The sequence below is a fragment of the Acinetobacter sp. LF10 genome (assembly GCF_048585715.1).
Taxonomy (GTDB): Bacteria; Pseudomonadota; Gammaproteobacteria; order Pseudomonadales; family Moraxellaceae; genus Acinetobacter.
Window position 1 is genome coordinate 2,387,279 of record NZ_CP184160.1, and the last position, 15,649, is coordinate 2,402,927.

Annotated in this window: 12 protein-coding genes and 1 pseudogene; 8 read left to right on the forward strand and 5 right to left on the reverse strand. The window is 39.3% G+C overall.

Features of this window, described 5'->3' with window-relative positions; all coding sequences use genetic code 11:
* Positions 1-23 precede the first annotated feature (23 nt).
* The 6 genes from ACN19N_RS11515 to ACN19N_RS11540 all read left to right on the forward strand — a co-directional run bounded on the left by ACN19N_RS11515 (position 24) and on the right by ACN19N_RS11540 (position 7,476).
* On the forward strand, positions 24-674 hold the full coding sequence (locus ACN19N_RS11515; RefSeq protein WP_269228501.1) for a phosphatase PAP2 family protein: 651 nt from the start codon (positions 24-26) through the stop codon (positions 672-674).
* On the forward strand, positions 661-1,917 hold the full coding sequence (locus tag ACN19N_RS11520) for an efflux RND transporter periplasmic adaptor subunit (protein ID WP_269228502.1): 1,257 nt from the start codon (positions 661-663) through the stop codon (positions 1,915-1,917). Before ACN19N_RS11515 ends, ACN19N_RS11520 begins: the two co-directional genes overlap by 14 nt.
* Positions 1,918-1,929: 12 nt before the next feature.
* The gene (adeJ, locus tag ACN19N_RS11525) at positions 1,930-5,103 is read left to right on the forward strand and encodes a multidrug efflux RND transporter permease subunit AdeJ (RefSeq protein WP_420001361.1); all 3,174 of its coding nucleotides are present in this window, start codon (positions 1,930-1,932) and stop codon (positions 5,101-5,103) included.
* A gap of 5 nt (positions 5,104-5,108) precedes the next feature.
* The gene (gene adeK / locus ACN19N_RS11530) at positions 5,109-6,569 is read left to right on the forward strand and encodes a multidrug efflux RND transporter AdeIJK outer membrane channel subunit AdeK (RefSeq protein WP_269239707.1); all 1,461 of its coding nucleotides are present in this window, start codon (positions 5,109-5,111) and stop codon (positions 6,567-6,569) included.
* A gap of 110 nt (positions 6,570-6,679) precedes the next feature.
* Complete coding sequence (locus tag ACN19N_RS11535) at positions 6,680-7,030, forward strand: YbjQ family protein (protein ID WP_004664510.1); 351 nt, start codon at positions 6,680-6,682, stop codon at positions 7,028-7,030.
* Between the two features lie 8 nt (positions 7,031-7,038).
* The gene (locus ACN19N_RS11540; RefSeq protein WP_269228505.1) at positions 7,039-7,476 is read left to right on the forward strand and encodes a YbjQ family protein; all 438 of its coding nucleotides are present in this window, start codon (positions 7,039-7,041) and stop codon (positions 7,474-7,476) included.
* On the opposite strand, the gene ACN19N_RS11545 is transcribed toward ACN19N_RS11540, so the two are convergent.
* The 5 genes and pseudogenes from ACN19N_RS11545 to ACN19N_RS11565 all read right to left on the reverse strand — a co-directional run bounded on the left by ACN19N_RS11545 (position 7,465) and on the right by ACN19N_RS11565 (position 11,542).
* Entirely contained in the window at positions 7,465-8,532 is a 1,068-nt protein-coding gene (locus ACN19N_RS11545) for a DUF4116 domain-containing protein (RefSeq protein ID WP_269228506.1), read from the reverse strand. The two genes, ACN19N_RS11540 and ACN19N_RS11545, sit on opposite strands and share 12 nt — an antisense overlap.
* Before the next feature lie 20 nt (positions 8,533-8,552).
* On the reverse strand, positions 8,553-9,260 hold the full coding sequence (locus tag ACN19N_RS11550; protein ID WP_420001362.1) for an ATP-binding protein: 708 nt from the start codon (positions 9,258-9,260) through the stop codon (positions 8,553-8,555).
* Complete coding sequence (locus tag ACN19N_RS11555; RefSeq protein ID WP_269228508.1) at positions 9,257-10,063, reverse strand: SDR family NAD(P)-dependent oxidoreductase; 807 nt, start codon at positions 10,061-10,063, stop codon at positions 9,257-9,259. Before ACN19N_RS11555 ends, ACN19N_RS11550 begins: the two co-directional genes overlap by 4 nt.
* Positions 10,064-10,081: 18 nt before the next feature.
* Complete coding sequence (locus ACN19N_RS11560) at positions 10,082-10,744, reverse strand: hypothetical protein (RefSeq protein WP_420001363.1); 663 nt, start codon at positions 10,742-10,744, stop codon at positions 10,082-10,084.
* A gap of 117 nt (positions 10,745-10,861) precedes the next feature.
* A pseudogene (locus ACN19N_RS11565) lies at positions 10,862-11,542 on the reverse strand (hypothetical protein).
* Positions 11,543-11,745: 203 nt separating this feature from the next.
* On the opposite strand from ACN19N_RS11565, the gene ACN19N_RS11570 reads away from it, so the two are divergent.
* Both ACN19N_RS11570 and ACN19N_RS11575 read left to right on the forward strand, forming a co-directional pair.
* Positions 11,746-14,646 carry a valine--tRNA ligase gene (locus ACN19N_RS11570; RefSeq protein WP_420001364.1) on the forward strand — a complete coding sequence of 967 codons (2,901 nt, stop codon included), beginning with the start codon at positions 11,746-11,748 and terminating at the stop codon, positions 14,644-14,646.
* 45 nt (positions 14,647-14,691) lie between these two features.
* Positions 14,692-15,585, forward strand: coding sequence for a hypothetical protein (locus ACN19N_RS11575; RefSeq protein WP_420001365.1), 894 nt, complete (start codon positions 14,692-14,694; stop codon positions 15,583-15,585).
* The last annotated feature ends 64 nt before the right edge of the window (positions 15,586-15,649 follow it).

The window sequence follows — 15,649 nt, forward strand, 5'->3', positions numbered from 1 at the left end:
GTTAAGCAAAAAATGAGGTTCGCATGCCGTACCTACTGCTTTGTATTGGTTGCTTTTTTTTAGGATTGGGTGTGATTGGGTTCATTTTTCCAAACACATCAAATCTAGACCTTTTTAGTGTTCAAGCTTTTTTTGAACACCGTTCATTGATGCTTAACAACGTGACAATTCTACTTTCTCTGTTAGGTGGGATGCCATTTTTATTATTTTTAACCACTTTTTTGTGTCTTTATCAAACTTGGATTAAAAACTATAAGAATGTGATTTTTATCACTTTGAGTGTGGGTGGAAGTATTGTGATTGGTTGGCTTCTGAAATGGAGTATTGATCGACCAAGACCCTTGGAGTTTTATCACTTAGTTCAAAGCTATGGCGCATCATTCCCAAGTGCCCATAGCCTTTATGCAGCAACCCTTGCGAGTTTAATGATGTTATTGCTTCAGCAACATAAATATCGCACGAGTGTCATTTTAGTATCTACGTTATGGTTTATTTTCATGGGGATATCTAGAGTTTACGCGGGGGTTCACTTTCCGACTGACGTACTTACGGGTTGGGGAATTGGATTGGTTTGGACTTCATTGCTTTGGTTTTGGCTGTATCAAAGCAATTTCAGCAATAATTTGTTTTTAGATAAGAAATCTAAATTGAGGTGGAATAATGATGTCGGCTAAGCTTTGGGCACCTGCCCTGACTGCTTGCGCATTAGCAACAAGCATTGCGCTTGTTGGTTGTAGCAAAGATCCTAAAAATGCACAGCAAACTGCTGCTGCACAAAAAATGCCACCTCCAGAAGTCGGTGTCATCGTTGCACAACCACAAAGCGTTGAACAAAACGTTGAACTTTCGGGTCGAACATCTGCATATCAAATTTCAGAAGTTCGTCCACAAACAGGCGGTGTCATTTTAAAGCGTTTATTTGCTGAAGGCAGTTATGTACAAGCAGGTCAAGCACTCTATGAAATTGATGCGAATACAAATCGTGCAACTGCTGATAGTGCTCGAGCAACTTTATTGCGTCAGCAAGCAAATCTAAATGCGCTACGTGTGAAAGAAGGTCGTTATCGTCAATTGGTTGGAACTAATGCTGTTTCTAAACAAGAATATGATGATATCAATGCTCAAGTTCAACTCGCTGAAGCAGATGTCGCAGCATCACAAGCAGCGCTTAAAAATGCTGAAATTAATTTAGGTTACTCAACTGTTCGAGCACCTATTTCAGGACAATCGAGTCGTTCATCAGTTACCTCTGGTGCTTTAGTTACAGCAAATCAAGCAGATCCATTAGTGACAATTCAACAACTTGACCCAATCTATGTTGATATCAATCAATCAAGTGCTGAACTATTGCGTCTGCGCCAGCAACTTAGCAAAGGTAGTTTAGACAATAGCAACAATACTCGGGTCAAAATTACACTTGAAGATGGTTCAGATTATCCATTAGAAGGACAACTTGCATTCTCTGGCGCTAGTGTTAACCCAGAAACTGGTACAGTGACTTTACGTGCGGTATTCCCAAACCCAAATCATCTGTTATTACCAGGTATGTATGCAACTGCAAAAATTTCTCAAGCAGTTCTACCGAATGCTTACTTGATTCCTCAAGCGGCTGTAACACGTTTACCAACAGGTCAAGCAATCGCACTGATCGTAAATGCGAAAGGTGCAATTGAAACTCGCCCTATCACAACAGTCGGCGTAAAAGGTCAAGATTGGATTGTGACTGAAGGCCTAAAAGTTGGTGATAAAGTTGTAGTCGATGGCGTTGCTAAGGTCAAAGAAGGGCAGGAAGTTTCTGCTAAGCCTTATCAACCACAAGCAAAAGCACAACAAGATCAGAATGCTGCTCCTCAGGCAAGCGAACAAAAGCAAGTCAATTCACCAAAAGCTGAACAAAAAGCTACTTCACAAGCTTAAGGGGTAGATTGCATGGCTCAATTTTTTATCCATCGCCCGATTTTTGCATGGGTGATTGCGTTGGTCATTATGTTGGCGGGTATCCTCACGCTGACAAAAATGCCCGTTGCGCAATATCCAACAATTGCTCCCCCCACGGTAACGATTTCCGCAACTTATCCTGGGGCATCTGCTGAAACAGTTGAAAATACAGTTACCCAAATCATCGAACAACAAATGAATGGTTTGGATGGCTTACGTTATATTTCTTCAAACAGTGCAGGTAATGGTCAAGCATCTATCAATTTAAACTTTGAACAAGGTATTGATCCAGATATTGCTCAAGTTCAAGTTCAAAACAAACTTCAATCAGCTACAGCACTATTACCTGAAGATGTACAACGTCAAGGGGTACGAGTGACTAAGTCTGGTGCAAGTTTTATGCAAGTTGTTGCATTTTACTCGCCAGATGGCAGCTTAACTGGATCAGATATTAAAGACTATGTAAACTCAAACATCTCTGAACCACTTAGTCGTGTTGCAGGTGTCGGTGAAGTCACTGTATTTGGTGGTTCTTATGCAATGCGTATCTGGTTAGATCCAGCGAAACTGACTAGCTTTAATCTCACACCTTCAGATGTTGCTGCGGCTATACGTTCCCAAAACGCTCAAGTTGCAGTAGGTCAATTAGGTGGTGCTCCAGCAGTTCAGGGTCAAATTTTAAATGCGACTGTCAATGCACAAAGTATGTTGCAAACACCTGAGCAATTTAGAAATATTTTCCTTAAAAACACTGCAGATGGTGCACAAGTTCGTTTGAGTGATGTGGCACGTGTTGAATTAGGCTCGGATAATTATCAATTCGATTCTAAGTTCAATGGTAATCCTGCGGGTGGTGTTGCAATCAAACTTGCAACAGGAGCAAATGCACTTGATACAGCAAAAGCTGTTGAGAAACGTTTATCAGAGCTTCGTAATAACTATCCAACAGGTTTAAAAGACAAACTTGCGTATGACACAACACCCTTTGTTAAACTTTCGATTGAAAGTGTAGTTCATACGCTGATTGAAGCAGTTATTCTTGTATTTATTGTGATGTTCCTGTTCTTACAGAACTGGCGCGCAACCATTATTCCAACGCTTGCTGTACCCGTGGTGGTATTGGGAACATTTGCTGTCATTAATATCTTTGGCTTTTCGATCAATACGCTCACCATGTTCGCAATGGTACTTGCCATCGGTCTATTAGTTGATGATGCGATTGTCGTCGTCGAGAACGTCGAACGTGTGATGCAAGAAGAGCACTTAGAACCTGTACCTGCAACTGAAAAGTCAATGAGTCAGATTTCTGGTGCTTTAATTGGTATTACCAGTGTATTAACAGCGGTATTCGTACCAATGGCATTTTTTGGTGGTACAACTGGGGTTATTTATCGCCAGTTCTCAATCACTTTAGTCACTGCAATGATTTTATCTTTAATCGTTGCATTAACCTTTACCCCTGCCCTTTGTGCAACGTTGTTAAAACAACACGATCCAAACAAGCCAGAAAGCAACAATATTTTTGCACGCTTCTTTCGTTGGTTTAACCGTAGCTTCGATAAACTATCAGTGAAATATCAAGGTGGTGTCAATCGTATGACACACCATAAGATTTTCTCTGGGATCATTTATATCGTAGTGATTGCTGGTTTGGTTGGTCTATACAAAGTGTTGCCATCTTCTTTCTTACCAGAAGAAGACCAAGGCGTAGTTATGACTTTAGTTCAGTTGCCGCCAAGCGCTAGCTTAGAACGTACTGATAAAGTTATTACCACAATGACCGATTACTTCCTGCATAAGGAAAAAGATCATGTTGATTCGATCTTTACCGTTTCTGGTTTCTCGTTCACTGGGGTCGGTCAAAATGCGGGTCTCGCCTTCATTAAATTGAAGGACTGGAGCGAACGTACCACACCTAAATCACAAATTGGTGCGATTATTCAGCGTGGTATGGCACTCAATATGATTGTAAAAGATGCTTCTTACATCATGCCATTACAATTGCCTGCTATGCCAGAATTAGGCGTATCATCAGGATTTAATATCCAGTTGAAAGATGTCAGTGGTCAAGGCCATGAAAAACTGATTGCGGCAAGAAATGCAATTTTAGGTATGGCATCACAAGACAAACGTCTTGCAGGTGTTCGTCCGAACGGTCAAGAAGATACACCTCAATACAAAATCACTGTTGATCAAGCGCAAGCTGGCGCAATGGGTGTCAGTATTAGTGATATTAACAGCACCATGAGCATGGCTTGGGGTGGCTCTTATATCAATGATTTTGTTGACCGTGGTCGTGTCAAAAAAGTTTATGTCCAAGGTGAAGCAGATACTCGCATGATGCCCGAAGACCTAAACAAATGGTATGTACGCAATAACAAAGGCCAAATGGTTCCATTCTCAGCATTTGCTAAAGGCGAATGGACGTATGGTTCACCACGTTTAGAACGTTATAACGGCGTATCATCTGTCAACATTCAAGGTACACCTGCACAAGGTGTCAGCTCTGGTGATGCAATGTTGGCAATGGAAGAAATCATTGGAAAGTTACCATCAATGGGCTTACAAGGTTTCGACTATGAATGGACAGGTTTATCTTTAGAAGAACGTGATTCTGGTAATCAGACACTTCCTTTACTGATTCTTTCGTTATTGATCGTCTTCCTATGTCTTTCTGCATTATATGAAAGTTGGGCAATTCCGATTTCTGTATTATTGGTTGTACCTTTAGGTATTATCGGTGCCTTTACATTGACATGGTTGGGTATGGTGATTAAGGGCGATCCAAACCTGTCCTTTAATATTTACTTCCAAGTCGCGATCGTAGCAGTCATAGGTCTTTCTGCCAAAAATGCAATTTTAATTGTAGAATTTGCTAAAGAATTGCAGGAGCAAGGTGAAGATCTATTTGATGCAACCTTACATGCTGCAAAAATGCGTTTACGTCCAATTATCATGACTACACTTGCTTTTGGTTTTGGTGTTTTACCATTAGCGTTAGCAAGCGGTGCTGGTGCTGGTAGTCAGCACTCAGTCGGTTATGGTGTACTTGGTGGTGTAATTTCTTCAACACTTTTAGGTATCTTCTTCATCCCTGTGTTCTTCGTGTGGATTCGTAGTATCTTTAAGTACAAACCTAAAACTTTAAATACTCAGGAGCATTGATCGTGATGCAAACTGTTTGGTCTATTTCCAGTCGTGGCATTGCAATCTCTGCACTCGCGCTCTCTTTGGCTGCCTGCCAAAGTATGCGCGGGCCAGAGCCTGTTGTGAACACAAATACTCCTGAAAGCTACGCGTCTTATGGTAATGCTTCTGGAAAATCAATTGCTGAACAAGGTTATAAAGACTTTTTTGCTGACCAACGTTTATTACAGGTCATTGATTTGGCTCTTGCTAATAACCGCGATTTACGTACTGCTGCATTGAATATCCAAAAAGCTCAACAGCAATATCAAATCTCAGAAAATAATCAATTGCCAACAATCGGAGCAAGCGGTAGTGCTGTGCGCCAAGTCAGCCCTTCTCGTGATCCGAATAATCCTTATTCAACTTATCAAGTTGGTTTAGGTCTCACCTCTTATGAGCTTGATTTCTGGGGACGCGTACGCAGCTTAAAAGATGCGGCTTTAGACAGTTATCTTGCAACTCAAAGTTCACGTGATGCAACGCAAATCAGTTTAATCAGCCAAGTCACTCAAGCTTGGTTGAATTATTCATTTGCCAGCGCACAACTCAAACTCGCAGATCAAACCCTCAAAGCGCAACAAGATTCATTTAATTTGAATAAAAAACGTTTTGATGTGGGCATCGATAGTGAAATTCCTGTGCGTCAGGCACAAATTTCAGTTGAAACTGCGCGTAATGACGTTGCTAACTACAAAACACAAATTGCTCAAGCGCAGAACTTGTTAAACTTGCTTGTTGGTCAGCCTGTTCCTCAGAACTTGCTGCCTCAACAACAAGTGACTCGTATCACTCAGCAAAATGCGTTAAGTGCAGGCTTACCAAGTGATTTGTTAAATAATCGTCCTGACGTGAAAGCTGCCGAATATCAACTCAGTGCTGCTGGTGCGAATATTGGTGCAGCAAAAGCACAATTATTCCCAACCATTAGTTTGACTGGTTCGGCAGGTTATGCATCAACTGACTTGAGTGATTTATTCAAATCAGGAAATGCGTTATGGTCTATTGGACCAAGTATTAACATGCCAATCTTTGATTGGGGTACACGCAAAGCGAATGTGAAGATTTCTGAAACGGATCAAAAAATTGCACTTGCTAACTATGAAAAGTCAGTACAGTCTGCTTTCCGTGAAGTGAATGATGCACTTGCAACGCGTGCCAATATTGGTGATCGTTTAACAGCTCAACGTCGTTTAGTTGAAGCAACAAATACGACTTATAAACTTTCTAATGCTCGCTTCCGTGCAGGTATTGATAGTTACCTAACCGTATTAGATGCGCAACGTTCAGCATATTCGGCTGAGCAAGGTTTATTGTTGTTACAACAAGCGAACTTAAATAGCCAAGTGGAACTCTATAAAACGCTTGGTGGTGGTTTAAAAGCCAATACAAGTGAAACTGTAAATCCACAACCTTCTAGCGCACAAATTCACGCCGCTCAATAATTTTGATTATTTTCGGTTTAAAAGCTCACTTCGGTGAGCTTTTTTTATTGCAACACATGCAAATTTTTCTTATCTTCAAAGATAGCATATCAATGATTTAGACAAATACTATGTTATTAAGCAGTTTAGAATCTATGCCTGGGCATACTATTTTACGTCAGTTAGATGTTGTTTATGGCAGCACCGTTCGTAGTAAACACGTTGGTCGTGACCTAATGGCTGGTTTGAAAAACATCGTGGGTGGTGAACTGACAGGTTATACAGAATTACTTGAAGAATCTCGTCAAGAAGCAACTCAACGAATGATTGATAAAGCGCGAAGTTTGGGTGCAAATGCTGTTGTCGGAATCCGCTTCTCGACCTCAAATATCGCTCAAGGTGCATCTGAACTCTTTGTCTATGGAACAGCGGTCGTCGTCCAGCCGATTACACCAAAACTTCCTGATCCATTTAACGCTTAGGCATGTCTATGAGTGGATTAATTTTTCAGATCATTCTTTTTCTGATTCTATTTTCAGTCGGTTGGGGATTTGGTCGTCATATCGAACAAAAACATTTACGTGAACTAGATGAAAAAGAAAAACAATTTGCCCATATTCGGATTGATACCAATCGATTTGTTGAAACATCAGCAAAGGGGCAATTGGTGAGTAGCAATGTCGTCATCTCACATGATTACTTTAAATATGTACTTGCCAATATTCAGAATTTTTTCGGTGGTCGCCTGACCAGTTATGAAAGTGTAGTTGAACGCGCACGTCGTGAAGCCATGCTTCGCCTCAAGCAAGAAGCAGATCGAATAGGCGCAAACCATATTATGGGAGTTCGTCTCAGTACCACAGAATTAGGTATGCAGGGTGGTATGGTTGAAGTATTTGCTTATGGTACCGCGATTTTAAATAAATAAACTGGCTTCAGGATTCTGTGCTAATGCTTGCTTAATAATATCTGCTGTTTTGTATCGGACAAACTCTAGAGCCATACCATTTTGTTGCACTGCTTTTAAACAAATTTCTTGAGTTTGTTGTTTCACACAAGAGAGTAACAAACCATTTAGAGAAACTGCTTCCAAACAAATTAAGTCTGTTTGCTCACGAACATATTCAAAACCATTACCATAATGATTTTGTATACAAAACAAACAAATTTCTTCAGTTTGCTCATGGACATATTGCAAGTAAAATTCATCTTGAGCAACTGCTATTCGACATAGATCGGGCGTTTGCTGTTTAACAAAATATAAAGCTAGACCAAAACATTCAACAGCTGCATAACAAATTTCTTCAGTCTGTTCAGGCACAAACTCAAGTGCACTACCTGTTTTTTTTACGGCAATTAAACAAAGCTGCTCAGTACGATTAGGGATAAACTGTAATAAATGACCATCATATTTAACAGCTGTGAATGCCATTTCATCATCAATAAATTGGGCAAAACATATAGCTTCTGGATTTTGGAAAATCGCAGCTCGACAAATCTCCAAACTTTGTATTTTGACAAACTCTAATGCCAACCCATCATTAGCAACGGCTTCAAGTACAAGCGCTTTGGTCTGTTGATCTATATATTCTAAAACCAAACCATTTTGTTGGACTGCAAGCAATAACATTTCAGTGCTAATATTTTTTACATATTTAATCGCATAGCCTGTTTGTGCAAGTGCAACTTTACAAATATCACTTGTTTGATATGGAACAAATTGTAAAGCCATACCATTTTGCTGAACTGCAACTAAACTAAGTGCTTCTGTCCTTTGCTCTACTGGGATTAAACCCAAGGCATAACCATCTGCTTTTACAGCAGCATATAAAACGTCATTAGTTGGATCAGATAGAAATTGTAAAGCTAAGTAATTCTGTTGAACTGCTATAATTTGCATCTCTAAGTCTGGCTGCACCACAAATTGTATTGCTCTACCGTCGAATTGTAACTGGTTAATAATTTCATTACGTTTTTGAGACATTAATAAACCTTTTAAAATATTCACTCCGCAAAAATCGCTTGCCAATAATGATAGGTTTTCTCTTCACCATTCTCTAACTTAAACTCGTATGACATCTGACGCGTCTCAATAATTTCAAACTCAACAGGATGTTTGAATAAACCGCCTGCATAAGCAAAGGTATGATATTCACCATTCTCACCACAGAGATCAACTTCACTTGGTATTCGTGCAATCAGTTCAGCATCAATATCTTGACCAATAAACGACTCATCGAGCTTACTGGCATCAGTCACAATAATTTTAGTTTTAATGCCTGAATCCAAAAAATTCTGCATCACTTCGTTCGAATTAAGATTCCAGATCGGTTCAACGACTTCAATCCCTAAAGGATGCAAACGATCTTCTCGATATTTGCGTACATCGCTCAGGTAAATATCACCAAAGATAAAATGCTCGACACCTTGCGCTTTAAAATGATTGGCAGCATCTAACATACACTGCTCATACACAGGCAGATTTTTGGGTAAAAATACAGGATAAAGTGGAATCCCAATACTTTCAGCTTGCTTCATCAATAATAAAAATGGAATCGCATGCATGGAAGACAATTCAGTTTCTTCATTTATTGTAGTTAATAAGGCAACTACCTCAAATTCATCCTGTTGTAATACTTTATACAATGCCAAAGATGAATCTTTACCACCACTCCAATTGAAAACGGCTTTCTTGCGCTTATTCACACTCATTTCACTTTCATTTTGCGAATCATCTTATACAACAAGTTTGGTGATAATCGAGAGACCAACACACCCAATTGTTCTTTTTTCCCACCAACAACAATATATTCATCTCCCGCCATCAAAGATTCAACGACACGTTCTGCAAATACATCTGCTTCTAAACCATTTTCAATCGCTTCATCTTGATGCCCTTGCGGTTTACCCTCACCATTTAAAGCATTAAATGAAACATTGGTTTTAATAAAACCAGGGAAAACCACTGAAACCGCTATTCCCTCTTTGGCGACTTCCGCACGTAAACTATTGGCCCACATGTGAATTGCAGCCTTAGCCGCAGAATAAGTCGCGCGATATTGGGTTCCTAAAAGACCCGCCACACTCGAAATAAACACTACCCGACCTGATTTTTGTTTGAGCAAAGTTGGTAATACGGTTTTGGTAAAGAACACTTGTGAGAAATAATCCACCTCCATGATAGCACGTTCAGTGTGCATACTCGTTTCTTCAATCAACGCGCGCTGACTCAAGCCTGCATTATTAATCAGCCAATCAATACGTCCTTTGGTTGCGAGAACTTGTTCATGTGCATGGCGGACTTGCGCTTCATCGGTAATATCAGCAGCGATTGAAAGATGCTGTTCAGGCTTAAGTAAACCCACTCGAACCGATTCCAACTCATCATAACGGCGTGATGTCAGTACAACTTGAGCACCTTGTAAAGCGCACTCTCGTGCCAAAGCTTTACCTAAGCCCGAAGATGCACCTGTAATCCATACGACTTTATTTTCAAGACTTTTAAGTTTCGCCATGTCATATATCTCCTTTATTTATGCAGGGTGACGCATAAATTTAAGAAAGTAATCTACATAAGTTGCCGCAACCTGTTGATCAAGTTGAGTACCTAATTTCTCTAAACGCTTATACCCTAAATGAGTCGTCATATTAATTACGCCATTTAAAGTTTTATCCACTACGAAATTAAATTTTAAGCTCTTTTTAGGCTCACGAATTAAATGAGTTACTCCAACATCAATCACTTCTGTCAGTAATTTAAGTGAATTCGCAATTTCCCGACTTTCCCCTTCAGCTAATTTTTGACTCGAAGCTTTAACCTGTTGAGTCAACTGTTGCTCAATCGGATACGTCATATATACCGACTCATCTTCAACTCGAATTGTTTTAGATAAATATTCAACCAATGGAACTAGACGATCATTCCCAAAGAATGACACTGACCATGGCATATATTTTCGGATTACTTCTAAAATCTGCTGAATCACTTTTTCAGATTCACCTGTGAGTGAGTGATGTTGATTGTCTTGTAATAGCACCATAAAAACTTGTTCAATCACTTCACATGCAATTTCAGATAAAACTGCCCCCAAAGCATTTGCTTGGCTTTCTTTACTACCTTGTAAGAGCTGCGTACGAATATGAGCAAATCGCGCGTATGTATCGGCATGAATATTTAAAAAAACGTCAGTTTTCATTCTAATAACCCTATTCTAGATTCCATAAAATAAGGGCTTATTAAATAAGCCCTTATTCACCCTTAGATTCTGTTTTTCTTTCATTTTTGGCTTTTCAAGTGCTGAATTTACCACATTCTATTCACGATCAACATGCATAAATGCCAAAAAGTGATTAACGCAATCTGATGCAGTATTTAGATCTACTTGGTTACTCATTTTCTCTAAACGCTTATAACTGAGTTGTGCCGTTATATGAATCACCCCATTTAAAGTTTTATCCACCACCTTATTGAAATTTAGGCATTTTTTTGGTTCACGAATTAGATTAGTTACACCTAAGTCTATAATCTGAATCAACGTATGAAACACATCAGCCATATCATTGATTTCGTTGTTTTTGATCTGTGCAACTAATGCGTGTGCCTGTTGTACTAGGTTTCGATCAATCGGATAAGATACATAAACTTGCTGATCATGATATTTAATCATATTAGAAAAATAGTTCACAAAAGGACAAAGCCGTTCATTACCAAATAGTGCGATTGACCAAGGCATATATCGACGTACTGCACCAATAATTTGTTGAATTACTTTTTCAGATTCAGTCTTATATTTCTGCGATATCGCTGTAGGTTGAGTATTTTGAATCAATAATACTGAAAAAACTTGTTCTACGATGTCACAAGCAATTTCTGAAAGTACTTCAACTAGAACTCTAGATTGACTCGCACTCGTTCCATCATTGAGTTACTGATGAATCGTCTCAAACTTATCATAAGTTACTTCATTGATTTTTAATAGAATTGAATAACTCATCGTAACCGTCCTGTTTTAAGTTTTAATATTTTTATATCGTTGTTTTATGCTTAAACATTTTTAATTATGTGATGTAACACACATAAATCTAACTTTTTTCAAGAAAAAAACAACTGTTTTCATCGACTTTTTTTGATGAAAATATTCATCATTTTTTTGCTACAATAGATCTAATTTTTTATTCAATTTTAATCTTCTGTACTATGACTGACGCTCAATCTGCTCAAAATATTGCAACTACTTACGATCCAACTGAGATCGAAAAGAAGTGGTACCAAATCTGGGAACAACAAGGTTATTTCAAACCCTCAGGTCAAGGTGAATCATTCTGTATCATGATTCCACCACCGAACGTCACGGGCAGCTTGCACATGGGTCATGGTTTTAACAATGCCATCATGGATGCTTTGACTCGCTATAACCGTATGTCTGGTAAAAATACCTTATGGCAACCGGGTACTGACCATGCTGGTATTGCAACACAAATGGTGGTAGAACGTCAGCTTGGCGCACAAAACATCAGCCGTCATGACTTAGGTCGTGAAAAGTTCATTGAAAAGATTTGGGAATGGAAAGAACAATCTGGTGGGACGATTACTCGTCAAATTCGCCGTTTAGGTTCTTCTGTTGACTGGTCACGTGAACGCTTCACCATGGATGAAGGCTTATCCAATGCGGTGAAAGAAGTCTTCGTTAAACTGCATGAAGATGGCTTAATTTACCGCGGTAAACGTTTGGTAAACTGGGATCCTAAATTACAAACTGCCCTTTCTGATCTTGAAGTTGAATCAGACAAAGAAGAAGCAGGCTCATTGTGGCACTTCAAATACTTCTTTGAAGACAAATCACTCCGCACGCACGATGGTAAAGATCACATTGTTGTCGCAACCACACGTCCTGAAACTTTATTAGGCGATACTGCCGTTGCTGTTGCACTTGATGATGAACGCTATTCACACCTTGTAGGTCAAAACATTATCCTGCCAATTACAGGTCGTGCAGTTCCAATTGTTAAAGATGAATATGTTGATAAAGAATTCGGTACAGGCTGTGTGAAAATCACCCCTGCACATGACTTCAATGACTATGAAGTCGGTAAGCGTTGTGAATTGCCAATTATCAACATCTTCAACAAAAATGCGGAAGTATTGGCTGAGTTTGAATACATCGCTAAAGCAGGCGAGCAAATTTCTAAAACCATCGCTGCACCAGCAGACTACATTGGTTTAGAGCGTTTTGCTGCACGTAAACAATTGGTTGAACAAGCTGAAGCTGAAGGCTGGTTAGATCAAATTCAACCGTATACGCTTAAACCACCTCGCGGTGACCGTTCAGGTGTGATCGTTGAGCCATTATTGACTGACCAATGGTATGTCAAAATTGCACCACTTGCTGAGCCAGCGATTAAAGCGGTGAAAGATGGTGACATCAAATTTGTACCTGAGCAGTACAGCAACATGTACATGGCGTGGATGAACAACATTCAAGACTGGTGTATTTCACGTCAGCTTTGGTGGGGTCATCGTATTCCAGCTTGGTACGATGCTGAAGGTAATGTATTCGTTGGTCGTGACGAAGCAGAAGTTCGTGCCAATAATAACATTCCTGCTGATGTTGCATTGAGTCAAGATGAAGATGTATTGGATACATGGTTCTCTTCTGCGCTTTGGACATTTTCAACTTTGGGTTGGACTGGCGACAAAGCAAAAGATGCTGAAAACTATTTCCTCAATACCTTCCACCCGACTGATGTGTTGGTGACAGGTTTTGACATTATCTTCTTCTGGGTTGCACGCATGATCATGATGACCATGCACTTCATGAAAAATGAAGATGGTACGTCACAAGTTCCGTTCAAAACTGTGTATGTACATGGTTTAGTTCGTGATGGCGAAGGTCAGAAGATGTCTAAGTCGAAAGGTAACGTACTTGACCCACTCGACTTGATTGATGGTGTAGATCTTGAGACTTTAGTACAAAAACGTACGACGGGTTTGATGAACCCGAAACAAGCAGCGAAGATTGAAAAATCAACCCGTAAAGAATTCCCAGAAGGTATTCAGGCTTACGGTACAGACGCCGTTCGATTCACCTTCTGTGCACTCGCGAACACGGGTCGCGACATCAAATTCGATATGAAGCGTGTTGAAGGTTACCGTAACTTCTGTAACAAAATCTGGAACGCAACCCGTTTCGTATTAATGAATGTTGAAGGTCAAACCGTTGGTCAAACTGCTCGCCCTGATCTTTGGGAGTTACCAGAGCAATGGATTATCAGCCGTTTGCAAAAAGCGGAAGCTGCGGTTCAACAAGCCTTTGCAACCTATCGCTTAGATTTAGCTGCACAAGCGATCTACGACTTTATTTGGAATGAATACTGCGACTGGTATGTAGAATTGACCAAGCCAGTATTGAACGATGCTGAAGTATCTGAAGAGCGTAAAGCGGAAGTTCGTCGTGTGTTATTGGCTGTGATGGAAGCGTCTTTACGTTTAGCTCACCCGATTATGCCGTACTTGACTGAAGAAATTTGGCAAACGCTTGCGCCAATGCTCGGCATTAAAGGCAAAACGATTATGACTGCGGCATATCCTGTGCCTGCTCAAGAGAAAATCAATGAGCAAGCTGAAGCGGACATGCAATGGTTACAAGGCTTGATTGGTGCGGTACGTAACATCCGTGGTGAAATGGGCTTAGGTAATGCACGTTTATTGCCAGTATTGCTTCAAAACACAACGGACGCTGAAAAAGCACAGATCACACGTATTGAAGCGTTGTTCAAAGCTTTAGCGAAAGTAGAAAGCATTACTTTCTTGGCTGATGCTGAGCAACCGCCATTGTCTTCTTCTTCTGTTGTGGGTCATGTGTCTGTATTTGTTCCAATGAAAGGTTTAATTGACCCGAAAGCGGAACTCGGTCGCCTACAAAAAGACTTAGACAAAGTGCAAAAGCAACATGATCAAATTGCAACTAAATTGGGCAACGAAGGTTTTGTGGCAAAAGCACCAGCAGCAGTTGTTGAGGGTGAGAAAGTGAAATTGGCTGAGTTTGCTGACCAGTTAGTGAAGATTAAAGCGAATATGGAGCAAATTGCCGCATTATAAAATAATAAGGGGCTATTTTAGCCCCTTTTATTTAGGAATTTTCAGATGAGTGTTTATTTTGAATTAGCCTGTATAACTTGTAATACCTATATCAATTTAGGTAATTATTGTTCTATGGGATTTTCTTATGGTAACACCCAATTATATGCATTTTTAGATCAACATATTCACTCTACTTGTGAGCTATTAGTATGTCGTGACGATCATGACTCAGCATGGTATGATATTAAATATAATCAAAATAATTTAGATCAAGATTATGAAGATCAAATTAACACTTCATTACAAAATCACTTTTTAAAAATACCAAAAAATAGCGGTATTAGAATTTACAACCAATTAGCTTATTTCATTGAAATATATCAGAATCAACTAGACGATTTAGAAAACATAGCTGAATTTATAATCAACACATCTTGCTTAAAAAATAAAGAACTAAAAATAGAAAATGTAAATTGCTTACCAATATTAAATGCTCAGTTTATCCCACTTGATCGATATGAGGATAGCTTTGAGCTAGGCTGTATAGAATGCAAAAAATTTATTGATATTGGTACTACTGCTACGTGGATGGTTAATGGCTTTGAAGATTATGATTTATTATATACATTTTTAGCAGAGCATAAAAATTGCTCATCAAAAGTTTACATTTCAACAAATTATAGTTCGAATAAACCATGGAACCGTGCTGAAAACCATCTGCCTAACCAATTTCATTGTCATCCAGAATGGACTTGGGACACTCGCTCATTAAACCCTAAAGCGATTTGTTGCTATCAAAGTTCAATTTCTCAGTTTTCCGATACAGTCACCCAAGTCTTAACTTTAAGAAGTGATATGATAGAACTGATTACTATTTCAAAAGATTCTATCGAAAAACTAGAAACCATATCAGATTGGCTATACAATCATAAAGATCATTATATTGAGATTTCATAACCTAAATCCTTTCCACCCCCAAATTAATACCTTTTTAAGTTGATATTTCAAAAATATAAATCAG

Coding starts and splice junctions, on each gene's coding strand:
- ACN19N_RS11515 (WP_269228501.1), top strand. CDS start 24: ATGCCGTACCTACTGCTTTGTATTGGTTGCTTTTTTTTAGGATTGGGT.
- ACN19N_RS11520 (WP_269228502.1), top strand. CDS start 661: ATGATGTCGGCTAAGCTTTGGGCACCTGCCCTGACTGCTTGCGCATTA.
- adeJ (WP_420001361.1), top strand. CDS start 1,930: ATGGCTCAATTTTTTATCCATCGCCCGATTTTTGCATGGGTGATTGCG.
- adeK (WP_269239707.1), top strand. CDS start 5,109: ATGCAAACTGTTTGGTCTATTTCCAGTCGTGGCATTGCAATCTCTGCA.
- ACN19N_RS11535 (WP_004664510.1), top strand. CDS start 6,680: ATGTTATTAAGCAGTTTAGAATCTATGCCTGGGCATACTATTTTACGT.
- ACN19N_RS11540 (WP_269228505.1), top strand. CDS start 7,039: ATGAGTGGATTAATTTTTCAGATCATTCTTTTTCTGATTCTATTTTCA.
- ACN19N_RS11545 (WP_269228506.1), bottom strand. CDS start 8,532: ATGTCTCAAAAACGTAATGAAATTATTAACCAGTTACAATTCGACGGT.
- ACN19N_RS11550 (WP_420001362.1), bottom strand. CDS start 9,260: ATGAGTGTGAATAAGCGCAAGAAAGCCGTTTTCAATTGGAGTGGTGGT.
- ACN19N_RS11555 (WP_269228508.1), bottom strand. CDS start 10,063: ATGGCGAAACTTAAAAGTCTTGAAAATAAAGTCGTATGGATTACAGGT.
- ACN19N_RS11560 (WP_420001363.1), bottom strand. CDS start 10,744: ATGAAAACTGACGTTTTTTTAAATATTCATGCCGATACATACGCGCGA.
- ACN19N_RS11570 (WP_420001364.1), top strand. CDS start 11,746: ATGACTGACGCTCAATCTGCTCAAAATATTGCAACTACTTACGATCCA.
- ACN19N_RS11575 (WP_420001365.1), top strand. CDS start 14,692: ATGAGTGTTTATTTTGAATTAGCCTGTATAACTTGTAATACCTATATC.